Origin of the sequence: Mitsuokella multacida DSM 20544, assembly GCF_000155955.1 — a bacterium.
Lineage (GTDB): Bacteria > Bacillota > Negativicutes > Selenomonadales > Selenomonadaceae > Mitsuokella > Mitsuokella multacida.
Map to the genome: position 1 here is coordinate 43,279 of NZ_GG697143.2, position 22,658 is coordinate 65,936.

The following is a 22,658-nucleotide window of genomic DNA, read 5'->3' on the forward strand; positions in this document are numbered from 1 at the left end:
CATAGATGCGTCAATCACTATGGTTTGTCATGAAAGGAGAGAACTACATGGCAGCAGATAAGAAAGAAGCAGCAAGCAAACAGGAAGCGCTCGAGAACGCGCTGAAGAAGATCGAGAAGGACTTCGGCAAGGGCTCGATCATGCGCCTCGGCGATGCCAAGGCACACATGGACATCGAGGTCATCCCGACGGGCATCCTGCCGCTCGACATCGCCCTCGGCGTCGGCGGCATCCCGCGCGGCCGCATCATCGAGGTCTACGGCCCAGAGTCTTCCGGTAAGACGACGGTCACCCTGCACATGATCGCTGAGGCACAGAAGAACGGCGGCATCGCCGCCTTCATCGATGCCGAGCATGCGCTCGACCCGGTCTATGCCGCGAAGCTCGGCGTCAACATCGATGATCTGCTGATCTCCCAGCCGGATACGGGCGAGCAGGCACTCGACATCGTTGACGCGCTCGTACGCAGCGGTGCCATCGACATCATCGTCGTCGACTCCGTCGCCGCACTCGTGCCGAAGGCCGAGATCGAGGGCGACATGGGCGACAGCCACGTCGGACTGCAGGCCCGCCTCATGAGCCAGGCCATGCGCAAGCTCACGGGCATCATCGCGAAGTCCCGCACGGCTGCCATCTTCATCAATCAGATCCGCGAGAAGGTCGGTGTCATGTTCGGCAACCCGGAGACGACGACGGGCGGTCGCGCGCTGAAGTTCTACTCGTCCGTCCGCCTCGATGTCCGCAAGATCGACACGATCAAGCAGGGCCAGGATGTCATCGGCAACCGCACGCGCATCAAGGTCGTCAAGAACAAGGTCGCGCCGCCGTTCCGCACGGCAGAGTTCGACATCATGTACGGCGAGGGCGTCTCGCGCCTCTCGAGCATCATCGACATGGGCGTCGACCTCGACATCGTCGACAAGAGCGGTGCCTGGTTCTCGTACAATGGCACGCGCCTCGGACAGGGCAAGGAAAACGCCAAGCAGTCCCTGCGCGACCAGCCGGCCATCTGCGAGGAGATCGAGGCCAAGATCCGCGCCAAGCTGCTCGAGAACCCCGAGGCGGGCGATTCGCTCAAGCAGGCTGAGGCCGAGGCAGAGCGCGAGCAGGGCGAGGGCGCCCCGGCGGATGACGAAGCATGATTTACCGCAGCTACCACGCGAGCTCGTCATCTGACGAAGAGCAGCCACGCCCGCGCCGCCGCACGCGCAGAGGGCGCACGAGAAGGGCAGAGGCAAGCGATGGGGAAGCCGTCGAGAAGCCGAAGAAGCCGGAGAAGACGGCGCTCGTAGCCGCTGTTGACATCCTCGCGCGCCAGGAGTACAGCGAGGCAAAGCTCTCGGAGAAGCTCGCGCGCAAGGGCTACGGTGAGGAGGAGATCGCGGGCGCCATCGCGCGCCTCAAGGAGCGCCACTACCTCAACGATGCCGATGCGTGTGCGCGCCAGTTTGCCTTCCTCTACAATGAGAGCCGCAATTCCGTGCGCCAGATCTGCCTCAAGCTCCGCCAGCGTGGCTTCACCAAGGAAGACATCGACGCCTGTCGGCCACGAGACATCTATGAGCGCGAGAAACAGGCCGCCCTGCGCGTGCTCGCCCTCAAGTACCCGCGCGACGCCGAGCGCCAGAAGATGATGGCCAATCTCTACCAAAAGGGATTTGAAGCAGGAACCGCGAGGGATGCTGTCGAAACATATAAGAGTCAGGGACTTTCCGAGGACGGAGAGCTCTGACATAAACATGCTTCCAGCACCGTACCGCTTTCTGCCGTGCGGATACCACAAGAAATGAGGGATTCCATGGGACGCCTTAACGTTCGCTTTGATGCGCAGAGTCTGCGCGAGATGTTCTTCAACTGCCAGGGCAGGCTGAACCGCAAGCCGTTCATCCTGCGCCTGTTCGGTGTCATCTTCTTCTGCACCTTTGTCGCCATACTGCTCTACACGCTGTTCTACAGCGGCTTCGGCAGCAAGACGGTCGCCGACGGGGCGGCCATCGTGATTTCCATCGTCGAGGTCATCGCCATCTACACACTCGTCGTGCGTCGGCTCCACGACCTCGGCATGGGACAGCCGCTGGCCATCGTCTACCTCGTCATCGCCATCCTGCAGCCGTTCTTCTTCCGCCTGATCGCGGACCTGCCCGAGGACAGCATGGAAGCACAGGTCGTGCAGGCGCTCAACCTCTTCACGATGCTCCTGATCGTCTGCCTCATGCTGATCCGCGGCAAGCACGGCCCGAACCAGTACGGCGAAGATCCGCTGGAGAACTGAATAACTGATACGTTACGCCGCAAGTTGCGGCGTTTCTTTTTTGCTGCGCCTATGCTATAATTTAAAGAAAGTAGGTTTCTATTTGGGAGGAAAAATTTTGAGCAAGCCTGTAAATGAAATGATTCTCGTACTGGACTTCGGTGGCCAGTACAATCAGCTCATCGCGCGCCGCGTGCGCGAGAACCATGTCTACTGCGAAGTCCATCCGCAGTCGCTTTCGCTGGAGAAGATCCGCGAGATGGCGCCGAAGGGCATCATCCTGACGGGCGGCCCGAACAGCGTCTACACGGAAGATGCCGTGACCTGCAGCCCCGAGATCTTCAACCTCGGCATCCCGGTGCTCGGCATCTGCTACGGCTCGCAGCTCATGGCACATCTGCTCGGCGGCAAGGTCGAGACGGCGCCGACGAGCGAGTACGGCAAGACGGAAGTCACGCTCAATGAAGCGGGCAAGAGCTCGAAGCTCTTTGAAGGCGTGCGCGAGAAGAGCATCTGCTGGATGAGCCATACGGACTACATCGCCAAGGCGCCAGAAGGCTTCACGGTCACGGCCTTCACGCCAGTCTGCCCGGTCGCCGCGATGGAGAACGCCGAGCGCCGCCTCTACGCAACGCAGTTCCACCCGGAAGTCATGCACACGGAGCAGGGCAAGGAAATGCTCCACAACTTCGTCTACAGCGTCTGCGAGTGCAAGGGCGACTGGAAGATGGACTCCTTCGTCAAGACGACGATCGCAGAGCTCAAGGCCAAGATCGGCACGGGCAAGGCACTTTGTGCGCTGTCGGGCGGCGTCGATTCGTCCGTCGCAGCCGTGCTGCTCTCCAAGGCCATCGGCAAGCAGCTGACCTGCGTCTTTGTCGACCATGGCCTGCTGCGCAAGGACGAGGGCGACCAGGTCGAGGCCGTCTTCGGACCGGAAGGACCGTATGACCTCAACTTCATCCGCGTCAACGCCAAGGACCGCTTCTACGAGAAGCTCAAGGGCGTGACAGAGCCGGAGAAGAAGCGCAAGATCATCGGCGAGGAATTCATCCGCGTCTTCGAGGAAGAGGCCAAGAAGATCGGTGCCGTCGACTACCTCGTCCAGGGCACGATCTACCCGGACGTCATCGAGAGCGGCCTCGGCAAGTCGGCCGTCATCAAGAGCCACCACAACGTCGGCGGCCTGCCGGACTTCGTCGACTTCAAGGAAATCGTCGAGCCGCTGCGCCTGCTCTTCAAGGATGAAGTGCGCGCCGCTGGCCGCGAGCTCGGCCTGCCGGAGTACCTCGTGAGCCGCCAGCCGTTCCCGGGCCCTGGTCTCGGCATCCGCATCATCGGTGAGGTCACGGCTGAGAAGGTCAAGATCGTCCAGGAAGCAGACGCCATCTACCGCGAGGAAGTCGCCAAGGCCGGCGTCGAAGGTCTCGGCCAGTACTTCGCCGCGCTGACGAACATGCGCAGCGTCGGCGTCATGGGCGACGGCCGCACCTACGACTACGCCATCGCCCTGCGCGCCGTCATGACGAGTGACTTCATGACCGCCGAGAGCGCTCAGCTGCCGTGGGAAGTCCTGCAGAAGACCACGAGCCGCATCGTCAACGAAGTCAAAGGCGTCAACCGCGTGCTCTACGACTGCACCGGCAAACCGCCCGCAACGATCGAATTCGAATAAGAGCCATACTGGCATACAGAAGGCCTGCTCGTGTTGAGCAGGCCTTTCTTTTGTCCGGAATATCTCGTATACTATGGAGTAGAGAACGGATTTTACGGAAGGGGGAGCGGTCATGCAGGGATTGCCAATCGGCATCGACGATTTTGCCAAAGTTCGCAAAGGGGAATACTATTTTGTCGACAAGAGCCTAGCGATACGCGACTTCCTCGACAATCACGGGGAAGTCCTGCTGCTGACACGGCCGCGCCGCTTCGGCAAGACACTCTTCCTCTCCATGTTCTATTACTTCTTTGCAGCCGAGCAGGGGCAAGCGCATCGCGCGCTCTTTCGCGGCCTGGCCATTGAGAGCGCCGGCGAGCGATACATGGCAGAGCAGGGGCGGCGCCCTGTCCTCTTCCTGACCTTGAAGGACGTCAAGCACAGGTCTTGGCCGGATATGCTGGCCAAATTCCGTTTCCTGCTCAGCGACCTCTACGACCAATACGCCTACCTGATGGACGGCACGGACTTCTCGCGGGCTGAGCGCCGCTATTTCCAGCGCATCCATGACGCAGAAGCCTCGCCTGTCGAGATGGAGGAGGCCCTGCGCCGCCTCATGGACATGATGAAGCGCTACCATCATCAGCCTGTGGTCCTCTTGCTGGATGAGTATGACATTCCCGTCCAGCAGGCGTGGGAGCACGGCTTCTATGAGGACTGCATGGCTTTCATGCGGAATTTCCTCAGTGCCGCGCTGAAGACGAATCCATCTCTTGATTTTGCCGTATTGACGGGCGTCCTGCGGATCGCGAAAGAGAGCATCTTCAGCGGCCTCAACAACCTCGAGGTCAGCAGCGTCATCAACGGGACGTATGCCGATTGGATCGGCTTCACGCCAGAAGAAGTGCGCGCCCTGGCTCATGAACAGCAGCAAGAGGCGGTCCTGCCCGTCCTTCACGACTGGTACGACGGCTACCGCTTTGGCGAGCAGGAAATCTACAATCCATGGTCGGTGCTCTGCTTCTTCAAAGAGCAGGGCCAGCCACAGCCCTACTGGGCGCATACCTCGGGGAACGTCCTGCTCGGCGAATTGCTCAAGCAGACCGATACCGTCCAAGAGGACAATCTGCTGCGCCTCATCCAAGGACAGACGGTGACAGCAGTCCTGACCGAGAACGCGATTTACCCAGAGCTTGCCGACAACCCAGACGCACTCTACACCATCCTGCTGCTGACAGGCTACCTCAAGATTGTCTCTCGCCGCCTCGTCATCGACACGTGGATTTACGTGCTGGCCATCCCCAATAGAGAAGTCCGCAGCATCTACCGCAATGAGATCTTGAGCCGACTGAGCCCGGGACGGACGACGTCGTATCTGATGACGACCATGGAAAATCTCATGGCGGGGAATGCCCAAGCATTTGCCCGAGGTTTACAGGACATCCTGATGAAAGTAGCCAGCGTATACGATACGGCAAATCGAGAAGCCTTCTACCACGGCTTATTGCTCGGCATGACCACCCTGCTCGTCCCAGAGTACGAAGTCAAGTCGAACCGAGAAAGCGGCTTGGGACGATACGACCTGGCCATCTATCCAACTCGCAGGGGGCAGTGCGGCGTCATCCTCGAATTCAAAGCAGCCGACACACCGGACGAACTGACAAAAAAAGCGCAGGAAGCACGTCGTCAGATTGACGAAAAAGGTTATGAAGCTGACTTTCAGGCAAGAGGCATCGAGAAAGTCCTGAAGTATGGCATCGCCTTTTGCGGCAAACAGGTTGTCTTGGTGTAGAAATAGCATAGTGGCATAGAAAAGACCTGCTTGTTTTAAGCAGGTCTTTTCTATGCATGATAAAATTAAAATTCGCAGTTGCTAATTCAAGGATGCTCGCCAAGAAGTCACCACAAATCATCCCAAGATTCTTTTGCTCTCCTGGCATTGTTTTTTATATAATCTTGTGCGGTATGATCTAGACTATCGCGTTTTGATCTGTTGCAGTGCTTACATAAGCATTGTAAATTGTCTAAGCCATCTCCACCACCATAACTTTGCGGTAAAATATGGTCAATATCTGCATCTCCTTTTCTGAGCTTTCTTCCACATCTGACGCAAGTATACCAACCATTATTTGATGGACGCGAATTAAAATATTTATCCCGATAATTTGTCATTGTATGTCTCCTCCTATGTATATATAACTCAAACTTCGCAGTTGCTAATCTGCTGATTTATTCTTAGCGTCAATCTGCAAAATAAAAATAGCATAAGCTCATTCCACATTGTACAATAACATCATCACTTCGGTGAAGCCGCTTCTTCCAAGATTCAGCAATTCGAAGTCTGAGTATCTTTTTTCCACATATGTAAGAAGAATTCTAGTCCCTCAGGGGTAGTCAGCCCCAGGGGATTATTCTCTGGATTCATCTCCTCGTCACCATAAGATTTTGCTAAATTTTGTAAATGACCACCACCGACAACATAGACGGCAGCTTTGCACCAGTCACGCACCATAGGTTCGTTGAACTCTAACATTTCCGCTAAATCCGTGATGTACTCGAGCTGGTCATTGTAGATGCGTTCGTCGAGAGCTGCCATCATGAACATCCAGAACATAGTATCAAGACTGCCCATGTCTTCGTCGTTAATTGTATGTTTGATTTCGTTGTTAATTGTACCGAAAAGAGAAGAGGTGAACTGCGCGTATTCGTTAAATATGGCGTCTGTCGATCTTGAAAAAGGTGATTCACACGTGCAGTAACCAGATCCCTTAACATTATTGGTATCAGAAATAGCAAGTGCAGTACGATTTATGATAGTTTTACCGTCATCCTGGATATTGCTATTGATAAAAATTGTACTCTGTAAAGCCTTGATGTATATATTATCTGTATACGCTTCTATCCAGTTAGGACAAAATGGCACACAAGGCACATAATATAAATCTATTTTCCCATCGCTATCATCTTTACAAGGCCACAGATAAGATTGTAACCCTACAGCCATAGATTTTATTTTTCAATCTTAAAATTCGATTGTTTTACCATGATAATTTCCTCTCTCTCAAATGCGAATCTTCATATCAGATAATTCTTCTTTTGCGGCAAGGAACAATGGGCTGATTGTCATGATTTTCACATTTTTTAACTCTTCGCTGGCAGCGCGCAATAATGCATTCGTAGTATGACTGTAATCACGGCGTGAATTGGCACCTTCTGTAGGTTCATTGGCAACTTCGGGAATTTCAGATGCTTCCATTGGTGCTGTTGGCGCTGTTATGTTTGCATGTTCTGAAGCTCTTTCAACGATGGATGAATATGCTTCGTCATAATAGATTTCGCCAAAGAACTTGATGCCGAGGCTGTCGAAATCGACGACCTTCTTGCTGCGGATTGTGGCCGTGATATGGTTGCCAATACCGATGTAGGTCTTGTTCTTGGCTCGCAGGGGAATGGTGTAGGTGCCCGGACAGAGATAGATTTCATCGATTCCCTCATCGAGCAGGTCGGCAAGGTCTTCTTGATCGAACGCGACCTGATTGACTTTTGCGAGCAGTTCTTCATCTTCTGTAAATTGACGAAGGTGCTCCAAGCGCTCGGTGTCCTGTTTGACACCAAACACCAAGGCAAGTTGCTCTTTCAGGTCAGCATCGTCTTCATCTGCATCCAAAGCCTCGACTTCATCTGCCAGCTCGTCTTCATAGCGATCACGTAGCCAGGTGACAAGACTGCCATCGCGATAATACTGCAAGATGGTATCTTCGTCGTAGTTTTCCAGCAGCCCGTCGACATCGCGTACTTCGATATCATCCTTCATGATCAGGGCAAATTTCTTTTTTTTCGCCATTGTAGTCTCCTTTTTCGACAGAATACGTTGCACTCAATCACCGAAAATCAAATCCAGAACGCCGCCGACGACGACACCGACAGCCAATACGGGAGCCGCAGCGACGGCAGCGGCCCCGGCGGCTGCTACTGCACCGGCTGCAACTGTACCGGCAGCCGCAGAGGTAGCGAGTGCCGCGCCGGCACTTACAGCTGAAGTAGTTACACCTCCGATGGCACCAGCAGCTGCTCCTGCAGCACCGACAGCAGCTCCAACGCCGGGGACAGTCATAGCAGCGGCACCTACGGCACTAGCCGTCTCGATGGCAGCAGCACCGACAGCAGTTTCCGCCACTACACTGCCAACCGCTCCAGAAACGTAGCCAACAGCTGCTGCGCCTGCCGTATCGACAGCAACATCAACCGTTGCTTCGCCAACTGTTTTGTTGCCACGTGCCAATTCTACAAGATTGGAACCGATACTCAGGCCAGCGCCGCAGACAGCGCCACCCTTTGCCGCCGAGATTCCAGCACTGTGCGCTCTGGCTGCCGTCTGGACCCCTGTATAGATTTTGGGCGTGATGACAGCGCTCTTAGCCCCAGTGATTTTCGTCTCCATCTGCATGGCATCCGCCCAGAATTTTGCATTCTCGTTGCTGAAGTGTCCACGCACGACCTTGACACCGGCCTGTGCCCCTTCCTTCTTGATGAGGGCAAAATTAGGGTTGTCTTTGTCGATTACGATGGTCTGTCCGCGATAACGCGCATAATCAATCTGGCCAGGCCGATATCCAGCCTTCACTTGCTTGAACGCTGTTTTGCCGTTTTTCAGTGTATGTTGTAAATCCGCGATGCCGTTGTTATTCAGGACGACGGTCATGCGGCCCTGTGCCGATGCCTCGGCGGCTTCCTGGATTTCGGCAACAAAGCCCTTAAAGCCTTTTACGCCACCACGCATGGTGTTGAGCTGGCTGAGACTTTTTCCCGCTTTGATAGAAGCATGGATGCCGCGCGCTGCTCGACTGATTTCGACGGTCTTCATCCTAACACCACAGGTACCGGCTAATATGAGTTTTGCAGGTCTTTTTTCGAGACTCATAAAATATTCCTCCATTCGCGCAGACTCCAGGTTATAGGTTCTACATCTGAATCTATCTTTTAATTTTTATTGTAATGTGCTACCGGATCTGGCAAGACCTATCTGGCCAATGCTCTCGACACCAATGCTTGCTACGACGACTTTAAGGTCAAGTACATGCGACTGCCCGACATGTTTGCCGCTTACCGAGAGGCCAATCTCGAAGACAAGCGGAAGGAGTTCCTGCGGAAGTGAGAGCGCACATCCGTGCTCATTCTGGACGAATTTCTGCTCTACAATGCGACAGAGGGAGAACAGCAGCTTCTGCTTGAGGTCATGGAACGTCGTGTCGAACGGACTACCACCATCATCTGCCTGCAGTATGACCCAGAAGGATGGATTGAGCGTCTTGGTGAATCAGCTGTGTCCATTCACAGTGGGTGGCTCTCACGAGCGGATTGAAGATTTATCTTGAATCTATCAAGTGGCTCTCTCGAGGAGATTGGGTGGTTCTCAAATGCCGGTATATTCAAGATTGTTACAAAATATCTGATAGAAAGTCAATGACGTCACCGACAGTATCGCTAGCTGCATCTGCAACATCACTTGCCGTATCGGCAATGTTGCCGGCAGCGTCCGATAGTGTGTCGTGATTATCACGGATGAGATGATCTGCTAACTGAGCGCCTACATTGGATGACAATATGGAACTGCTAGTTGAAGATGCAGCTTCAGCTGTTGCTACGCCAGCGCTTCCGTTCATTGCACCAGCGGCTATAGTGCCGATTCCTGTGCCAACAACACCGACAGCAGCAGTTTTTAGATAAGGATTCATACTGACAGTCTGCGCCGTTGCCATGGACAGATTCTTAGATAAATTTGCAATATCTGCATATTTATCAGCTAGAGCCTTCAATTGTTGCAAAAGAGCTTGGTCTTGGCATTTGGCAGCTTTGTCCAAATGGGCATAGACAGCTTGCAAGTCTGGCAAGTTTACTGCAGCCATCATGTTTTGGGCTGTTGTCAGCTCTTTCTGAGCATCTATGGAATTAGATGACTGACTTGCAAGTACAGGTGCTTTGTGTCCACATCTGGTGCAAAAATTTTCTTCTGGACTGAGTTCTTTGCCACAGTTTGTACAAAACATGGATCATATCTCCTTCCTGCTATAATTGCATCAATGAGGCATTATCGATGATAAGCCCTTCACGTACAAATTAGAAGCTAGATTTGTATGATGAAAGAATTTCATTGAGATTTTTGTTATAAATATCATATCGGATCAAGTAATTGAATTTTGATTGAATCAGACTTAATCCTATTGAAAACATAAGTGGTGCTGTCCCTAGTATGGCGAATAGAGTGCCATATTTATTACCTTCCGTACTTATACCTCGGCGAGTTTTTGCCAAGTGGATAATTTCTCCCATTTTATAAGCCCAATACCAATAATAAAATCCTAAACTGATAACCATGTAGAGCAGTATCTTTTTATTCGGTGGGAATAATCGCTTCCCTGCCAGTATAGAGGATTCATCTGTTAATTTACACATCCAACGCAGAGCATAAATATCTCCAGTACAAATTGAAAGTGGAATTCTCCAAGATATATTTCTTTGTTTTAGGTCAGTAAAAATAACTGGTTTAGATACGTTTTCGATTCTATCATTTTTTATAGAATTATTCGATTCTATTTGGTTGTTTGACTGGTCTATACTATGCTGTGTTGATAAAGGCGTGGTAGAAGAAGTTTTTTGTGAGGAATCTGATGAACTTTCTTTAATTTCACTCAATAAAAATCCACAGGATGGACATGACTCAACATTAGCTTCTAATTTACTGCCACATTTAGGACAGAATTTATTTTCTGACATATAAGACATCTCCTTTTTAGTCAAGCGGTCAATATTTTTCAATGTTCAAAATTCTGCCAGCATGAATCATCCATTTGAACATCCATGTTCCGAATACTACTGCAAGGATGCCAAAGGGAAAACTTGTACGCATTTTAATGAATTCTCCAGGGTGGAGTTGAAAACTGAATGGATTACTTTTTAGATGCATCCAGTTAGTCTTTACCTTTAGTTCATGTATTCCTGGCGGGAGTTGAAATCTGATTTTACCACCATTTTTGACTTCTCCAATAGCTTTATCGTCAAAAAAAATTATCATTTCACAGAAAGCGCCAACCAATCGACTAGGGCGATAGACTTCTATTACTGCTACTAAAAACATAAACAAAAATGTGCATGTCTTAGAAAAATTCCTTATTCATCGTGTATGCTTTTGCCCAGGCAAGCCTGAAACTACTCACAAGTTCTTGTACACTCCAAAGGCGTTGGCCGTGTTCCTTGCCTCGCAAGGCAACGGCCTGTTCCCGACTAGCCATCGGTACATTTATCGAGATGTGAAACGTGAATCAGGCGATGCGATAATTTTTCGTATCGCGTAGATTCAGCGCTGCATTGAAATCGCGGTCTTTCTTGTAGCCGCATGCAGGACAGACGTAAGTGCGGTCTTTGAGTTTCAGGCCGCTATGCACATGTCCGCAGGCGTGGCAGGTCTTGGAACTCGGGTAAAAGCGGTCCGCGATGCGAACCTCAATCCCGATGATCTCTGCCTTGCGCCGTAGTTTCTCACGGAAGGAATAAAAGCGCTGCTGCGCCACGGCCTTCGAGAGATGACGGTTCTTCATCATGCCGGTCACGTTGAGGTATTCCACCGTGATGAAGCGTGGTTTTTGCTCGACCAGTGCGTGGATGACCTGATTCTCGTGATTGCGGCGGAGATTCACCAGCCGCTTGTGCAGTTTCTGTACCGATAATTTCTTTTTCTCTATGTTTGCAGAGGCAGTAGCAGTACTACCACCTTTCCTCTTTCGCATCTCGTACTTGCGGCTGAGACGCCTCTGCTCTCTTCTCAGCCGCTTCTCGAGCCGTCTGGCTCGGGAAGACGTATTGATATTCTCAAAAATCCTGCCGTCGCTGACGATGGCAAGCGATTTGACACCAAGGTCTACACCAATGCCATCCGACTGCGGATGGTACGATGCCTCTAGGTCATTATTATAGCGGCTCGTTTCCTCAATCTCGGCCGTGACCGAGACGTAGTAGCGGCCCGCTTCATAGGAGACGTGCCCGTTCTTGATGGTCACGCTCTGCGGTAGGTAGCCAAATTCTTTCAGGCGCACCTTGCCGATGGTCGGGATCTGGATTTTGTGTCGCCAGATCGTCCAGTCACCCTTGTTGTTCTTCGGGAAGTAGAGCTTTACATTCTGCTGATTCTTCCGCTTGAAGCGCGGGAAGTGCGCCTGTCCTTTGAAGAAACGCCTGAACGCCTGCTCCGCATTGATGAGGATTTTCTTGCGCGCCTTGGAGCCGCACTGGTCAATCCAGGGAAATTTCTTCTTCAGCACATGGTTGACGTACTTGTCGAAGTCATTGGCGGTGACAAAACGGCGCTGCTTCTCATCGAGGACGCCGCGCTGATACAGGCGGTACAGCCAGATGTTGCGGGCGATGTACTGGTTAGCGAGAAAGCGGCAGATGCCGAGAGAACGGCGAACTTTATCCTTCTGCCGTTCGGTGAGACGGAGCTCTGTCTTGAATGCCTTCAGCAAGTTCCTCATCTCCTTCAATCTGCTTCTTGTACTTACGTAACCCATAAAGCCGACAAGAAAATACATGAAGTATACTGACGATATCCTGCACCAGCTCTTCCTGCGGGGACAGCTTCTCGTTCTTCACGACCACGATCTCCACGTTGAACTTCTTGCAGAACCGCTCAAACCAATCGAACCCGAATCGGACAAAACGATCGCGGTGCGACACGAGGATCATCCTGACCTGATTTTCCATGACAGCATCTAGGAGCTCCCTAAGATTTTTCCCATGCCCCTGCATATAGGGCAGTGGTTCTTCTGTAGATTTCTACAGCGTATACGAAAAACCCTGCCCTATATGCCGCCGAAAATGGCGGTAATAGGGCAGGGTCTTGCTTGCTAGCGCCGGCCGCACCGGGATTGCTCCGTCCTGACGATGGTGGCCGTTCAGCTACTCCCCCTGTTGGAAGTATCGTATATCGTGTATGTCCAATATAGCACAATCCTGTGCATCTGGCAAGAGAAAAGTCAAAAAATCAAATATCGAGGTTGCGCACGAGCTTGGCGTTCTCTTCGATGAACTGGCGGCGCGGCTCGACCTTGTCGCCCATGAGGATGGTGAAGAGCTCGTCGGCTTCTTCGGCGTCTTCCATCTCGACGCGCAGCATCGTGCGGCCCTCCGGGTCCATCGTCGTCTCCCAGAGCTGCTCTGGGTTCATCTCGCCGAGGCCTTTGTAGCGCTGGACGGTCACGCCGTCGCGGCCGACTTCGTCGAGCTTCTTGGAGAGCTCATCGTCGCTGTAGGTGTACCAGTGTTTCTTGCCCTTGCGGATCTGGTAGAGCGGCGGCTGGGCGATGTAGACGTGGCCGTGCTCAATGAGCGGCTTCATGTAGCGGTAGAGGAAGGTCAGCAGCAGCGTGCGGATGTGCGCGCCGTCGACATCGGCATCGGTCATGATGATGATCTTGCCGTAGCGGCGCTTCGAGAGGTCGAAGTCCTCGCTGATGCCCGTGCCGAAGGCCGTGATCATCGTGCGGATCTCGGCGTTGGCAAAGATCTTGTCGAGGCGTGCCTTCTCGACGTTGAGGATCTTGCCGCGCAGCGGCAGGATGGCCTGGAAGCGGCGGTCGCGGCCCTGCTTGGCCGAGCCGCCTGCGGAATCACCCTCGACGAGGTAGATCTCGGCCTGCTCCGGGTCCTTGACGGAGCAGTCGGCGAGCTTGCCCGGCAGGCTCGACACTTCGAGGGCGTTCTTGCGGCGCGTGAGCTCGCGTGCCTTGCGGGCGGCTTCACGGGCGCGGGCGGCCATGATGGCCTTGTCGATGATGCGCTTCGTGATGGCCGGGTTCTCATCGAAGTACTCGGAGAGACCTTCCGTGACGATGGAGTCGACGATACCGCGGACCTCGGAGTTGCCGAGCTTCGTCTTCGTCTGGCCCTCGAACTGCGGCTCGCGGATCTTGAGGCTGATGACGCAGGTCAGGCCCTCGCGCACATCGTCGCCCGAGAGGTTGGAATCCTTGTCCTTGAGGATGCCCTGCTTGCGCGCAAAGTCGTTGGCTGCGCGCGTCAGCGCGAGCTTGAAGCCGGCGAGGTGCGTGCCGCCCTCCTCGGTGTTGATGTTGTTGACGAAGGAGTAGATGTTCTCCTGATAGCTGTCGTTGTACTGCATGGCAATCTCGACGACCGTATCGTCCTTGACGCCGTTGAAGTAGATTGGCTCCGGATTGAGCACTTCTTTCTTGCGGTTGAGGTGCTCGACAAACGAGCTGATGCCGCCGTCGAAGTGGAACTGCTCGCTGCGGACGGGCTCGACGCGCTCGTCGTGCAGGCCGATCGTAATGCCGTGGTTGAGGAAGGAGAGCTCGCGCAGGCGATGGCGCAGCGTCTCGTAGCTGTACGTCGTGACGGAGAAGATTTCCGGGTCCGGCATGAAGTGGACGCGCGTGCCCGTCTCCGTCGTCGTGCCGACGACAGTCAGCGGCTTCGTCGTCACGCCGCGCTCGAAGGCGATCTCGTAGATCTTGCCGTCGCGCTTGACCTGGACTTCCATGCTCGTCGACAGGGCGTTGACGACGGATACGCCGACGCCGTGCAGGCCGCCCGAGACCTTGTAGCCGTCGCCGCCGAACTTGCCGCCCGCGTGCAGGACGGTCAGGACGACCTCGACGGCCGGCTTGCCGCTCTCGTGCATGTCGACCGGGATGCCGCGGCCGTTGTCGACGACCGTGATGCTGTTGTCCTTGTGGATCGTCACGTCGATGTGGTCGCAGTAGCCGGCGAGTGCCTCATCGATGGAGTTGTCGACGACCTCATAGACGAGGTGGTGCAGGCCGCGCTCGCTCGTGCTGCCGATGTACATGCCCGGGCGCATGCGGACGGCCTCGAGGCCCTCGAGAATCTGGATCTGCTCGGCGCCGTAGTCGGCCTCGACAGCCGTGACCTCGGCGCTCGACTCATCCGTGTGGATCTCGACGCCCGTCGTGTCGAGGTCCTTGTCGGTGAGGTCCTCGACCTCTTTCTGCGGCGCTGGCGCAGCCTCTGGCTGGTCGTCCGGCGTCAGAGTCAGATCGATGGATTTCTTGTCGTTATCGTTTGCCATAAAAACTCTTTCCTCACTTTTTATCGTTACTTACACCAATGTCCATATCGTAAATCGCGCGCGTGCGGTCCTTGAGCGTCATGGTGGAGATGCCGGACAGGTAGACCCTGTCCGCCGTGATGACGATTGACTTGACGAGATCCATCGAAGCCGTCGTCCGCCACACTTTTCCCTCGGCCTTGCACCGTGCGAAGTAGCGCATATTGTCTTGATTTTCCTTGACGAAAAAGCCCACGTAGTCATAGATCGCGATGATGTCGCGCGTGCGCACGGAGACATCATTGCCCAGATGCAGGAACATGCCACATCATCCTTTCTCTGCATTCTCTGCTTTCTCAGCGCCTGCCTGCTGGCTCTTTGCCTGAGCTGCCCGCTTGCCGTACTGGCGCTTCTGCGCGTGGCGCAGCGGGATGGCCTCGTAGCGCTTCGGCATCTTGTAGTCGGGTGGCCAGTACATGTTGAAGCGCAGCTCGTAGAGCGCCCGCCTGATGGCGTCCTCGGTCAGCTTATCCGGTGGCAGGCAGCGGTAGAGCATGACGAGCGTCTTGGCCTCCATGCTCGTGCGGTCGTTGACGGCAACCTTCGCTGCCATGAGCTGCACGAGCGCCGCGCGCTGCTCGTTGAGGAGCTGCGGCGTGCACTCCGGCACGTACTCGCAGACCTCCTTGCAGCGCGCCCACGGGATGTCTCGCAGGACGGCGCGTATCCTGGCGCGGACGTCCTCCTCCCGCTTCCTGCGGCAGCTGCTGCAGGAGGCGGCCTGTGGTGGACAGAGATGGCCGCAGGTGGGACAGGGCTTCCAGCCGCGCGCGCGGCGCAGCTTGTCAAGCTGGCGCCCTTTGCGGTAGAGCTGCCGCAATTTGCAGGCGAGGTCTTCGTCCTCGAGCCCTTCGCTGACCGTCTCGGCAGCCTTGATGTCCGCGGCGTCGAGCGGCATCTTAGCCCGCTCGCGCCCAACGTTGACCTCGGGAACGCTGGGCGCTTCCGATGCCCTCGCTGTCGTATCAGCGGCGGCGTCATGCGCATCCCAGTCCGCTATGCTCCAGGAGCGGCTGAACCGGATGTCCTTGATCATCTCGCCGCCCGCGTAGTTGTTGACCTTCTGGATGATGCGGGGCATCTGGTAGCGCGTCTCGTTACTCCAGGCGGGATTGCGGCAGCAGACGTAGAGCACTTCGCGCTCGATGCGCACAGCCTTGACGTTCTGTGCGTACGCCTTGCCGACGATATCCTCCCAGTGCCAGAGCACCCAGTGCTGGTAGAACTCGCGCTCCTGCTTGGGGCCGAGCTCGTGGATGGCCTTCGGGATGATGCTGACCACCTTCTCGAGACCCGGTGTGCGCTTTGCCATACTGCCACCTCCATTCCGGACAGCCTGTACCGACGGTCAAACCCTCAAGTCGTGATCTGGCCGCTCTGGACATGGTAGTACCGCCCCATGCCCTCTGCTGGGAAATAGGCGGCATCCGTCGCGGTGATGAGCGTCTGGATGCGCTCGCGGCGGATGAACTGCAGGAGCTGCTGGCGCCTCTTGACATCGAGCTCGCTCATGACGTCGTCGAGCAAGAGGATGGGGTACTCGCCCGTCTCGGAGCGCAGGAACTCGAGCTCGGCGAGCTTCAGTGAGAGCACGCCGGTGCGCTGCTGTCCCTGCGAGCCGAAGGTGCGCAGGTTGATGCCGTTGACCGTCAGCACGAGATCGTCGTGATGCGGGCCATAGCTCGTCGAACCGCGCAGGATATCGGTCTCCTGCGATTTCCTCAGCATTTCATTATACCATGAAGCAAAGCCCTTTGTCATGTCCTCGCCGCCATGTACCTCGTAGCTGACGGTCAGGTTCTCCTGGTCGCTCGAGATGCGCCGCTGCATGAGGTTGGCGAGCATGTTGAGCTTGCGTACGGCCTCGATGCGCTTGCGGATGATCTTCTCGGCGCTCGCTATGAGCTGCTCGTCCCAGAGCGCGAGCATCGACTTGTCGGCGCGCCGCTCGCGGATGCGCTTCAATAGCGAATTGCGCTGGCTGATGATGCGGTTGAACTCGACGAGCTCGTGGTAGTAGGCAGGGCTAGCCTGCGAGATCTCGCCGTCTAAAAAGCGCCGGCGTCCGGCCGGCGCTCCCTTGATGAGGAACAGGTCCTCTGGTGAGAACAGTACAGTGTTGATGCTGCCGATGAGCTCTTTGAGGCGGATCGGGTGGCCGTTCAAGAGGATGCGGCGCCTCTTGGCCCGGCTGAACTGGAACTCGAGGTGATTCATGACGCCGCGACGGTCGAAGTCGAGGATGATGCAGCCCTCGCCGGCGTCCCAGCGGATGAGCTCGGTGTCGAGATGTGTCCGGTGCGAATGGCCGAGCGAGGCGTAGTAGACGGCCTCGACGACATTCGTCTTGCCCTGGGCATTCGGGCCGAGGAAGATGTTGATGCCCGGCTGCAGCGCGAGCTCGAGCTCAGAATAGTTCCGATAATTTCTCAGCTTTAAAGAACGAACATACATTCTTATATCAGCCTTTCTCGTGGACCTCGTCATGGACGACTTTCCAGGCGCCGAGTCCCTCGACTTCGATGACGTCTCCATCGTGGAGCTGGCGGCGGCGTGCCGACTCGGTCTCGCCATTGCGCTTGATGCGGCGCTCGGCAATCAATGCCTTCGTCTCGCCGCAGGAGCCGAGCACGCCAGCCCACTTGAGGAACTGGTCGAGCTGGATCGTTTCCGTGTCGATCTTGACTTCTTCGATGTTCATGGTAAATCCTCTTTCTGCTTTCTGCGTAAAAATGTGTCTCAATGATTCGTACGTACCGGTGTGACAATGTAGACAAAGCTGTCATCGTCTTCTTCCTGGATGGAAGCCGGGGAGAGTGGCTGGTTGAGGCCGATGCGGCAGGTCTTGCTGTCGATGTTCTTGAGCACGTCGATGATGTACTGCGCATTGAAGGCGATGGCGATGTCCGGGCCATCGATCTCAGCAGGGATGTACTCCTCGGCGTTGCCGATCTCCGGGTTATTCGAGGTGATGTGGATCTGGTTGTCTGCGAACTCGAGCTTTATCGTATTGTAGACGCCAGCCCTAGCAATCAGAGAGATGCGGTCGACGGCAGCCGCAAAAGCAGCCGTATCCGTCTTGACATGCGTCGCGAAATCCGGCGGGATGACACCGCGGTAGTTCGGGAACTGTCCCTCGATGAGGCGCGAGGTCATGTAGAGATTGTCGAAGGAGAAGCTGATCTGGTTGTAGCTGCAGGAGATCTTGACATCCGTCGGGATATCTGAAGACATGTTGTGGAGGAGTTCTTGCAGGATGCGCGAGGGGATGATGACCTTGATGTTGCCGATGCTCTGGTCAAAGGTCTCCGACTTGACGGAGAGGCGGTGTGTGTTCGTCGCGGCCATTGTGACCTTGTTCTCGGTGACCTCTAAGGAGCAGCCCGTGAAGACAGGTCTCGCTTCATCAGTGCTGCAGGCAAAGACGGTTTTCTTGATTAGGTCGCGCAGGATATTGTCCTTGATAGCGAAATCGAGATTACCTTCGAGTGGCTGGATGGTCGGGAACTCGGCTGCGTTCATGGAGAGCAAGGTGAACTTGGCCATGGCTGATTCGATGTGGACGATCTTCTCATCTGCTGTGCAGGCAAGTTTGACGTTTTCCCCAGGCAGCTTGCGGACAACTTCCTGGAAATAACGGCCACCTACGGTCAATTCGCCAGGTTCTTCGATGTCTGCCTCGATGCGAGCAACGAGGCCAATCTCATAATTTGTTGCCTGGAGCTCCAAGGTCGTGCCTTCGGCTCTCAGATAAATACCGGAAAGGATGGGGGTCTGTGGTTTGGTGGCTACCGCGCGTGCGACGATCTGCAGGGCGTTGGTGAGCTCGTTCTTATTGCATGTGATTTTCATACTTTGGGGCCTTCTCTCTTTTTTTTTATGATAACTAAAATATTTATATAAATAGCCGACGTAGTAGTAGGCCGTGTGGAAAAGTGGATAAGTCGTCTGAGGTGTTGCTGTTCATCACAGTTTGCTGTGGGTAACTTGTTCATAACAATAGGGGAGGTTATCCACAGTATCCACGGTGATAAACTCCCCTATCGGTTATCCACAATCCATCGACAGGAAATCCAGAGGCTTCTCCACAGGGTTATCCACGGCGGTCTGTGGGGGATTTACATCTTCTGGATGCTCTCGATGAGGTCTTTGATGATCTTATGAAGCTTGGCGTTCTCCTCGCGCTCTTTGGCGATCTTGTCGTAGGCGTGCAGGACGGTCGTATGGTCACGGCCGCCGAAGAAGTTGCCGATCTGCGGCAGCGAGGTGTCGGTGAGCTCGCGGCAGAGGTACATGGCAATCTGGCGCGGGAACGCGATGCTGCGCGTACGTTTCTTGGAATGGAGGTCCTCGATGCGGATCTTGAAGTAGGTGGCGACAATCTCCTGGATGACCTCGAGCGTGACCTCTTTCTTATGGCTGTTCGGGAAGACGTCCTTGAGGGCCTCGGCGACGACGTCGGTCGTGACGGGCTTGTTGATGAGGGAGGCGTAGGCGACGACGCGCGTCAGGGCTCCCTCGAGCTCACGGATGTTGCTGTCGATACGGTTGGCGATGAACATCAGGACGTCGTTCGGCACGTCGACGTGGTCGAGCAGCGCCTTGTTCTTGAGGATCGCGATGCGTGTCTCGAGGTCCGGTGCCTGGATGTCGGTGATCAGACCGCCCTCGAAGCGCGAGCGCAGGCGGTCTTCGAGCTTCTGGACTTCGCGTGGCGGGCGGTCGGACGACAGGATGATCTGCTTGTCGGCGACGTGCAGGGCGTTGAAGGTGTTGAAGAACTCTTCCTGCGTGCTCTGCTTGCCGGAGAGGAACTGGATATCGTCGACCATCAGGACGTCGATGGTCCGGTACTTCTGGCGGAAGAGCTCGGCCTTGCCTTCCTGGATGGCGCGGATGATCTCGTTGGTGAACTGCTCACTCGAGACATAGAGCACGCGCATCTCGGGGTGGTTTTGCAGCACGCGGTTGCCGATGGCGTGCATGAGGTGGGTCTTGCCGAGGCCGACGCCGCCGTACATGAAGAACGGGTTGTAGACTTTGCCCGGCGATTCGGCGACGGCCATGGCCGCCGCATGGGCAAAGCGGTTCGAGCTGCCGGTCACGAAGGTCTCGAAGGTGTACTTCGGGTTCAGCGACGAGCGGTCGCCTGGCGCGACGATGTGCATGTCGCCGTTGTCGACGGGTGCGGGCGGCTGCTCCTGGAAGAGCGTCCCCTGATTGGGGTCTTCCTTCTTGCGGCTGCTGTGGCCGGCTGCTTCTTTTGCCTCTTTTGTGTCTTGGGTGCTGTCGGCGTCTTTTTCCGGCTTGGCGGGCTCGGGTTCGGGCTCGGGCTGAACGGAGGGCAGGACCAGGAAGTCCACCTTGCGCTTGCTGCCGAGCACGGCGCCAACCGCATCCTCGATGATCGTGAGGTAGTGGCTGGTGATCCAGTCCTTGACGAGGTCGTTCTGCGCGCTGAGGACAAGTCCCGTGGCGGTCAGGGAGATGGGCTTGACCGACTTGAACCACTTGAAGGCTGACTCGGCGAGCGTTTCCTTCATCTTGGTGAGGATCTGCTCCCAAACAGCCTGCAGCTGTGTCTGCTCCATGAAAAAAATCCTTTCCTGCTATTAGAATATGTAGAAACTTTTTCCACAGGTGCATAAGGTTATCCACATTTTTATCCACAGCTGTGGATAAGTATAGTTGTTCCTTGGGTATAGTGGCGGGAAATGTGGATGATATCTTACGGTATCTTACGTTTACGAGCCTTGCCTCGCAGGGCACCAATGGGGTTTTCCGCACAATAATCAACAATATCTTATCAAAAGTGACGTGACTTATCAACAGTTTTTCTGTGGGCAAGTGGCCATAAGCCTGAAAATATCCACAGCCTGACAGCAAAAAGACAAGGGAAAATCCTTGACAGGCCGCGAGTCGGTAGTCTATAATTTGACATAGTTAAAATCTGATACTATGCTTCTATACAGCCAATTAGTCTCAGAGACAAATCCAGAAGGAGGTGTTACACACATGAAACAGACTTTCCAGCCGAACAACCATTGGAGAAAGAAGACCCATGGCTTCCGTGAGCGCATGAAGACGAAGGGCGGCCGTCTCGTTCTGAAGAGAAGACGCCAGCGCGGTAGAAAGAAGCTTTCGGCATAAATCGGATGAGGTCACTTCGGTGGCCTTTTTTGCTTATCTTTTTCCGTTTTACTAACTCGTTCAATTGGATTTTGGGGAAATGCGAATGCTTACCTTACCGAGGAGACGGATCATCAAGCGCCGCAGTGACTTCCAGCGCGTCTATCGGAGCGGCCGCTCTTATGCGAACCGCTACTTCGTACTGTACGTCTTCCCATCGGATGGGGTGCGCGGCCGTGTCGGCTTTGCTGCAGGCAAGAAGCTCGGCTGTGCGGTCACGCGCAACCGCGTCAAGCGCCTGCTGCGCGAGGCGTACCGGCTGAACCAGGACCGCGTCCGCGAGGATGCGGCTCTCTTGCTCGTCGGCCGCAAGCCCATCGTCGATGCCAAGTGCCAGGCCGTGGAGCAGGCTTTCCTGCAGATTGGCCAGCAGGCTGGCATCTTCAAGGGCTCGAAGAAGGACCTTCATGTCTTTCATGGAGCCCATCATGGGGGCCGTCCGAAGCATGGGAAATCTACTGCAAGGCAAAAGAGGTCCTGAGCTTGAAGACAATTCTGCTTCTATTGGTGCGGTTCTATCGCGGATTCATTTCGCCGATGTTCCCACCCTCCTGCCGCTATGTCCCGACGTGTTCTGAATACGCGCTCGAAGCGATCGAGCGTTATGGAGCCCGGCGTGGGGGCTGGCTGGCCCTCAAGCGCATCCTGCGCTGCCACCCGTTCCACAAGGGTGGCTATGATCCCGTGCCGTGAGGCATAGGGGATGTTTTTCTGTATTACTGGTATTTTTGTGAAGATTAGGATGTGATATATTGGGTTTCTTTGGAACGATATTCGAACCGATCGAGAATCTCCTGCACGTTGTCCTGCAGGCGCTCTATAATGTGACGGATGCTGCTGGCATCGGCAGCTACGGCGTGGCCATCATCTTGCTGACGATTCTCATCAAGATGATGCTCTATCCGCTGACGGTCAAGCAGGTCAAGTCGATGAAGGCCATGCAGGAGCTCTCTCCGAAGATGAAGAAGATCCAGGAGAAGTACAAGGACAATCCGCAGGTCATGCAGCAGAAGGTCGGCGCGCTCTACAAGGAGGCCGGTGTCAACCCGCTGGCTGGCTGCCTGCCGCTGCTCATCCAGATGCCAATCCTCATGGGCATGTACTACGCGCTCTACAATTTCACGTATCCGACGCCGGAGTCGGCTGCCTTCCTCTGGCTGCCGAACATGTCGGACCCGGACCCGTACTACATCCTTCCGGTCCTCTCGGCTCTGACGACGTTCCTGCAGCAGAAGCAGACGACGACGGAGATGAATCAGCAGATGAAGATCATGATGACGGTCATGCCGCTCTTCATCGGCTGGATCAGCTTGAACTTCCCATCCGGCCTCGTGCTGTACTGGGTCACGATGAACATCGTCCAGATCACGCAGCAGTGGTGGATGTATCGCCACGACGACAAGAAAAAGGAGGCTGCCTGA

General features: G+C 55.0%; 25 protein-coding genes and 1 pseudogene. 10 read left to right on the forward strand and 16 right to left on the reverse strand.

Annotated elements, in window-relative coordinates; genetic code table 11:
- The first annotated feature begins 47 nt into the window (after positions 1–47).
- The 5 genes from recA to MITSMUL_RS10880 all read left to right on the forward strand — a co-directional run bounded on the left by recA (position 48) and on the right by MITSMUL_RS10880 (position 5,697).
- A complete protein-coding gene (recA, locus tag MITSMUL_RS10860; RefSeq protein WP_040636409.1) occupies positions 48–1,142 on the forward strand; it encodes a recombinase RecA in 1,095 nt (364 codons plus the stop codon).
- Entirely contained in the window at positions 1,139–1,732 is a 594-nt protein-coding gene (locus MITSMUL_RS10865; protein WP_005842657.1) for a regulatory protein RecX, read from the forward strand. Before recA ends, MITSMUL_RS10865 begins: the two co-directional genes overlap by 4 nt.
- 66 nt (positions 1,733–1,798) lie before the next feature.
- Positions 1,799–2,272, forward strand: a complete 474-nt coding sequence (locus MITSMUL_RS10870) for a DUF805 domain-containing protein (RefSeq protein ID WP_040636410.1) — start codon at positions 1,799–1,801, stop codon at positions 2,270–2,272.
- 118 nt (positions 2,273–2,390) lie between these two features.
- The gene (gene guaA / locus MITSMUL_RS10875) at positions 2,391–3,926 is read left to right on the forward strand and encodes a glutamine-hydrolyzing GMP synthase (protein WP_005842661.1); all 1,536 of its coding nucleotides are present in this window, start codon (positions 2,391–2,393) and stop codon (positions 3,924–3,926) included.
- Positions 3,927–4,038: 112 nt separating this feature from the next.
- Positions 4,039–5,697, forward strand: coding sequence for an AAA family ATPase (locus MITSMUL_RS10880; RefSeq protein WP_005842665.1), 1,659 nt, complete (start codon positions 4,039–4,041; stop codon positions 5,695–5,697).
- Positions 5,698–5,804: 107 nt separating this feature from the next.
- On the opposite strand, the gene MITSMUL_RS12425 is transcribed toward MITSMUL_RS10880, so the two are convergent.
- From MITSMUL_RS12425 to MITSMUL_RS12220, 4 genes are all read right to left on the reverse strand, one after another.
- Positions 5,805–6,077 carry an HNH endonuclease gene (locus tag MITSMUL_RS12425; RefSeq protein ID WP_005842667.1) on the reverse strand — a complete coding sequence of 91 codons (273 nt, stop codon included), beginning with the start codon at positions 6,075–6,077 and terminating at the stop codon, positions 5,805–5,807.
- Between the two features lie 154 nt (positions 6,078–6,231).
- Positions 6,232–6,909: a hypothetical protein gene (locus tag MITSMUL_RS10890; protein WP_005842669.1), complete on the reverse strand. Its 678-nt coding sequence runs from the start codon at positions 6,907–6,909 to the stop codon at positions 6,232–6,234.
- Between the two features lie 57 nt (positions 6,910–6,966).
- Complete coding sequence (locus tag MITSMUL_RS10895) at positions 6,967–7,749, reverse strand: hypothetical protein (RefSeq protein ID WP_040636411.1); 783 nt, start codon at positions 7,747–7,749, stop codon at positions 6,967–6,969.
- Between the two features lie 33 nt (positions 7,750–7,782).
- Positions 7,783–8,841, reverse strand: a complete 1,059-nt coding sequence (locus MITSMUL_RS12220) for a hypothetical protein (RefSeq protein ID WP_005842673.1) — start codon at positions 8,839–8,841, stop codon at positions 7,783–7,785.
- Between the two features lie 75 nt (positions 8,842–8,916).
- On the opposite strand from MITSMUL_RS12220, the pseudogene MITSMUL_RS13215 reads away from it, so the two are divergent.
- Positions 8,917–9,060, forward strand: a pseudogene (locus MITSMUL_RS13215) (AAA family ATPase); the annotation flags it as partial.
- 283 nt (positions 9,061–9,343) lie between these two features.
- On the opposite strand, the gene MITSMUL_RS10910 reads toward MITSMUL_RS13215, so the two are convergent.
- From MITSMUL_RS10910 to dnaA, 12 genes are all read right to left on the reverse strand, one after another.
- On the reverse strand, positions 9,344–9,952 hold the full coding sequence (locus MITSMUL_RS10910) for a zinc ribbon domain-containing protein (RefSeq protein WP_071599954.1): 609 nt from the start codon (positions 9,950–9,952) through the stop codon (positions 9,344–9,346).
- A 70-nt stretch (positions 9,953–10,022) separates the two neighbouring features.
- Positions 10,023–10,679 carry a DUF4234 domain-containing protein gene (locus MITSMUL_RS12435; protein WP_005842678.1) on the reverse strand — a complete coding sequence of 219 codons (657 nt, stop codon included), beginning with the start codon at positions 10,677–10,679 and terminating at the stop codon, positions 10,023–10,025.
- A 28-nt stretch (positions 10,680–10,707) separates the two neighbouring features.
- The gene (locus MITSMUL_RS12795) at positions 10,708–11,040 is read right to left on the reverse strand and encodes a hypothetical protein (RefSeq protein ID WP_147652952.1); all 333 of its coding nucleotides are present in this window, start codon (positions 11,038–11,040) and stop codon (positions 10,708–10,710) included.
- Between the two features lie 184 nt (positions 11,041–11,224).
- Positions 11,225–12,433 (reverse strand): RNA-guided endonuclease InsQ/TnpB family protein, encoded by a 1,209-nt coding sequence (locus tag MITSMUL_RS10915; protein ID WP_084778622.1) that lies wholly within the window; start codon positions 12,431–12,433, stop codon positions 11,225–11,227.
- The gene (locus MITSMUL_RS10920; RefSeq protein ID WP_439428114.1) at positions 12,372–12,662 is read right to left on the reverse strand and encodes a recombinase family protein; all 291 of its coding nucleotides are present in this window, start codon (positions 12,660–12,662) and stop codon (positions 12,372–12,374) included. Before MITSMUL_RS10920 ends, MITSMUL_RS10915 begins: the two co-directional genes overlap by 62 nt.
- A 280-nt stretch (positions 12,663–12,942) precedes the next feature.
- Positions 12,943–15,009 (reverse strand): DNA topoisomerase (ATP-hydrolyzing) subunit B, encoded by a 2,067-nt coding sequence (gene gyrB, locus MITSMUL_RS10925; RefSeq protein WP_005842686.1) that lies wholly within the window; start codon positions 15,007–15,009, stop codon positions 12,943–12,945.
- A gap of 13 nt (positions 15,010–15,022) precedes the next feature.
- Positions 15,023–15,310 (reverse strand): extracellular matrix regulator RemB, encoded by a 288-nt coding sequence (gene remB / locus MITSMUL_RS10930; RefSeq protein WP_005842688.1) that lies wholly within the window; start codon positions 15,308–15,310, stop codon positions 15,023–15,025.
- A 6-nt stretch (positions 15,311–15,316) separates the two neighbouring features.
- Positions 15,317–16,360, reverse strand: coding sequence for a DciA family protein (locus MITSMUL_RS10935; protein ID WP_005842690.1), 1,044 nt, complete (start codon positions 16,358–16,360; stop codon positions 15,317–15,319).
- Positions 16,361–16,404: 44 nt separating this feature from the next.
- Complete coding sequence (gene recF / locus MITSMUL_RS10940) at positions 16,405–17,502, reverse strand: DNA replication/repair protein RecF (RefSeq protein WP_005842692.1); 1,098 nt, start codon at positions 17,500–17,502, stop codon at positions 16,405–16,407.
- Between the two features lie 7 nt (positions 17,503–17,509).
- On the reverse strand, positions 17,510–17,749 hold the full coding sequence (locus MITSMUL_RS10945; RefSeq protein WP_005842694.1) for an RNA-binding S4 domain-containing protein: 240 nt from the start codon (positions 17,747–17,749) through the stop codon (positions 17,510–17,512).
- Positions 17,750–17,787: 38 nt separating this feature from the next.
- Positions 17,788–18,900 carry a DNA polymerase III subunit beta gene (gene dnaN / locus MITSMUL_RS10950; protein ID WP_005842695.1) on the reverse strand — a complete coding sequence of 371 codons (1,113 nt, stop codon included), beginning with the start codon at positions 18,898–18,900 and terminating at the stop codon, positions 17,788–17,790.
- Between the two features lie 266 nt (positions 18,901–19,166).
- Complete coding sequence (gene dnaA, locus MITSMUL_RS10955; protein WP_005842697.1) at positions 19,167–20,639, reverse strand: chromosomal replication initiator protein DnaA; 1,473 nt, start codon at positions 20,637–20,639, stop codon at positions 19,167–19,169.
- Between the two features lie 424 nt (positions 20,640–21,063).
- On the opposite strand from dnaA, the gene rpmH reads away from it, so the two are divergent.
- The 4 genes from rpmH to MITSMUL_RS10970 all read left to right on the forward strand — a co-directional run bounded on the left by rpmH (position 21,064) and on the right by MITSMUL_RS10970 (position 22,658).
- Positions 21,064–21,198 (forward strand): 50S ribosomal protein L34, encoded by a 135-nt coding sequence (gene rpmH / locus MITSMUL_RS10960; RefSeq protein ID WP_005842699.1) that lies wholly within the window; start codon positions 21,064–21,066, stop codon positions 21,196–21,198.
- An 85-nt stretch (positions 21,199–21,283) separates the two neighbouring features.
- Positions 21,284–21,718, forward strand: coding sequence for a ribonuclease P protein component (rnpA, locus tag MITSMUL_RS10965; protein ID WP_071599956.1), 435 nt, complete (start codon positions 21,284–21,286; stop codon positions 21,716–21,718).
- Positions 21,719–21,720: 2 nt separating this feature from the next.
- Positions 21,721–21,930, forward strand: coding sequence for a membrane protein insertion efficiency factor YidD (gene yidD, locus MITSMUL_RS12440; RefSeq protein ID WP_071599957.1), 210 nt, complete (start codon positions 21,721–21,723; stop codon positions 21,928–21,930).
- 56 nt (positions 21,931–21,986) lie between these two features.
- A complete protein-coding gene (locus tag MITSMUL_RS10970) occupies positions 21,987–22,658 on the forward strand; it encodes a YidC/Oxa1 family membrane protein insertase (RefSeq protein ID WP_040636413.1) in 672 nt (223 codons plus the stop codon).

What these genes read in the sequence shown, in the direction of transcription:
- rpmH (WP_005842699.1), top strand. Translation starts at nt 21,064, where the DNA reads ATGAAACAGACTTTCCAGCCGAACAACCATTGGAGAAAGAAGACCCAT.
- MITSMUL_RS12795 (WP_147652952.1), bottom strand. Translation starts at nt 11,040, where the DNA reads ATGTTTTTAGTAGCAGTAATAGAAGTCTATCGCCCTAGTCGATTGGTT.
- MITSMUL_RS10870 (WP_040636410.1), top strand. Translation starts at nt 1,799, where the DNA reads ATGGGACGCCTTAACGTTCGCTTTGATGCGCAGAGTCTGCGCGAGATG.
- recA (WP_040636409.1), top strand. Translation starts at nt 48, where the DNA reads ATGGCAGCAGATAAGAAAGAAGCAGCAAGCAAACAGGAAGCGCTCGAG.
- rnpA (WP_071599956.1), top strand. Translation starts at nt 21,284, where the DNA reads ATGCTTACCTTACCGAGGAGACGGATCATCAAGCGCCGCAGTGACTTC.
- MITSMUL_RS12425 (WP_005842667.1), bottom strand. Translation starts at nt 6,077, where the DNA reads ATGACAAATTATCGGGATAAATATTTTAATTCGCGTCCATCAAATAAT.
- MITSMUL_RS10895 (WP_040636411.1), bottom strand. Translation starts at nt 7,749, where the DNA reads ATGGCGAAAAAAAAGAAATTTGCCCTGATCATGAAGGATGATATCGAA.
- MITSMUL_RS10945 (WP_005842694.1), bottom strand. Translation starts at nt 17,749, where the DNA reads ATGAACATCGAAGAAGTCAAGATCGACACGGAAACGATCCAGCTCGAC.
- guaA (WP_005842661.1), top strand. Translation starts at nt 2,391, where the DNA reads ATGATTCTCGTACTGGACTTCGGTGGCCAGTACAATCAGCTCATCGCG.
- MITSMUL_RS10890 (WP_005842669.1), bottom strand. Translation starts at nt 6,909, where the DNA reads ATGGCTGTAGGGTTACAATCTTATCTGTGGCCTTGTAAAGATGATAGC.
- MITSMUL_RS10920 (WP_439428114.1), bottom strand. Translation starts at nt 12,662, where the DNA reads ATGGAAAATCAGGTCAGGATGATCCTCGTGTCGCACCGCGATCGTTTT.
- MITSMUL_RS10880 (WP_005842665.1), top strand. Translation starts at nt 4,039, where the DNA reads ATGCAGGGATTGCCAATCGGCATCGACGATTTTGCCAAAGTTCGCAAA.
- MITSMUL_RS12220 (WP_005842673.1), bottom strand. Translation starts at nt 8,841, where the DNA reads ATGGAGGAATATTTTATGAGTCTCGAAAAAAGACCTGCAAAACTCATA.
- recF (WP_005842692.1), bottom strand. Translation starts at nt 17,502, where the DNA reads ATGTATGTTCGTTCTTTAAAGCTGAGAAATTATCGGAACTATTCTGAG.
- remB (WP_005842688.1), bottom strand. Translation starts at nt 15,310, where the DNA reads ATGTTCCTGCATCTGGGCAATGATGTCTCCGTGCGCACGCGCGACATC.
- MITSMUL_RS10935 (WP_005842690.1), bottom strand. Translation starts at nt 16,360, where the DNA reads ATGGCAAAGCGCACACCGGGTCTCGAGAAGGTGGTCAGCATCATCCCG.
- MITSMUL_RS10865 (WP_005842657.1), top strand. Translation starts at nt 1,139, where the DNA reads ATGATTTACCGCAGCTACCACGCGAGCTCGTCATCTGACGAAGAGCAG.
- dnaN (WP_005842695.1), bottom strand. Translation starts at nt 18,900, where the DNA reads ATGAAAATCACATGCAATAAGAACGAGCTCACCAACGCCCTGCAGATC.
- MITSMUL_RS12435 (WP_005842678.1), bottom strand. Translation starts at nt 10,679, where the DNA reads ATGTCAGAAAATAAATTCTGTCCTAAATGTGGCAGTAAATTAGAAGCT.
- MITSMUL_RS10915 (WP_084778622.1), bottom strand. Translation starts at nt 12,433, where the DNA reads ATGAGGAACTTGCTGAAGGCATTCAAGACAGAGCTCCGTCTCACCGAA.
- MITSMUL_RS10910 (WP_071599954.1), bottom strand. Translation starts at nt 9,952, where the DNA reads ATGTTTTGTACAAACTGTGGCAAAGAACTCAGTCCAGAAGAAAATTTT.
- gyrB (WP_005842686.1), bottom strand. Translation starts at nt 15,009, where the DNA reads ATGGCAAACGATAACGACAAGAAATCCATCGATCTGACTCTGACGCCG.
- dnaA (WP_005842697.1), bottom strand. Translation starts at nt 20,639, where the DNA reads ATGGAGCAGACACAGCTGCAGGCTGTTTGGGAGCAGATCCTCACCAAG.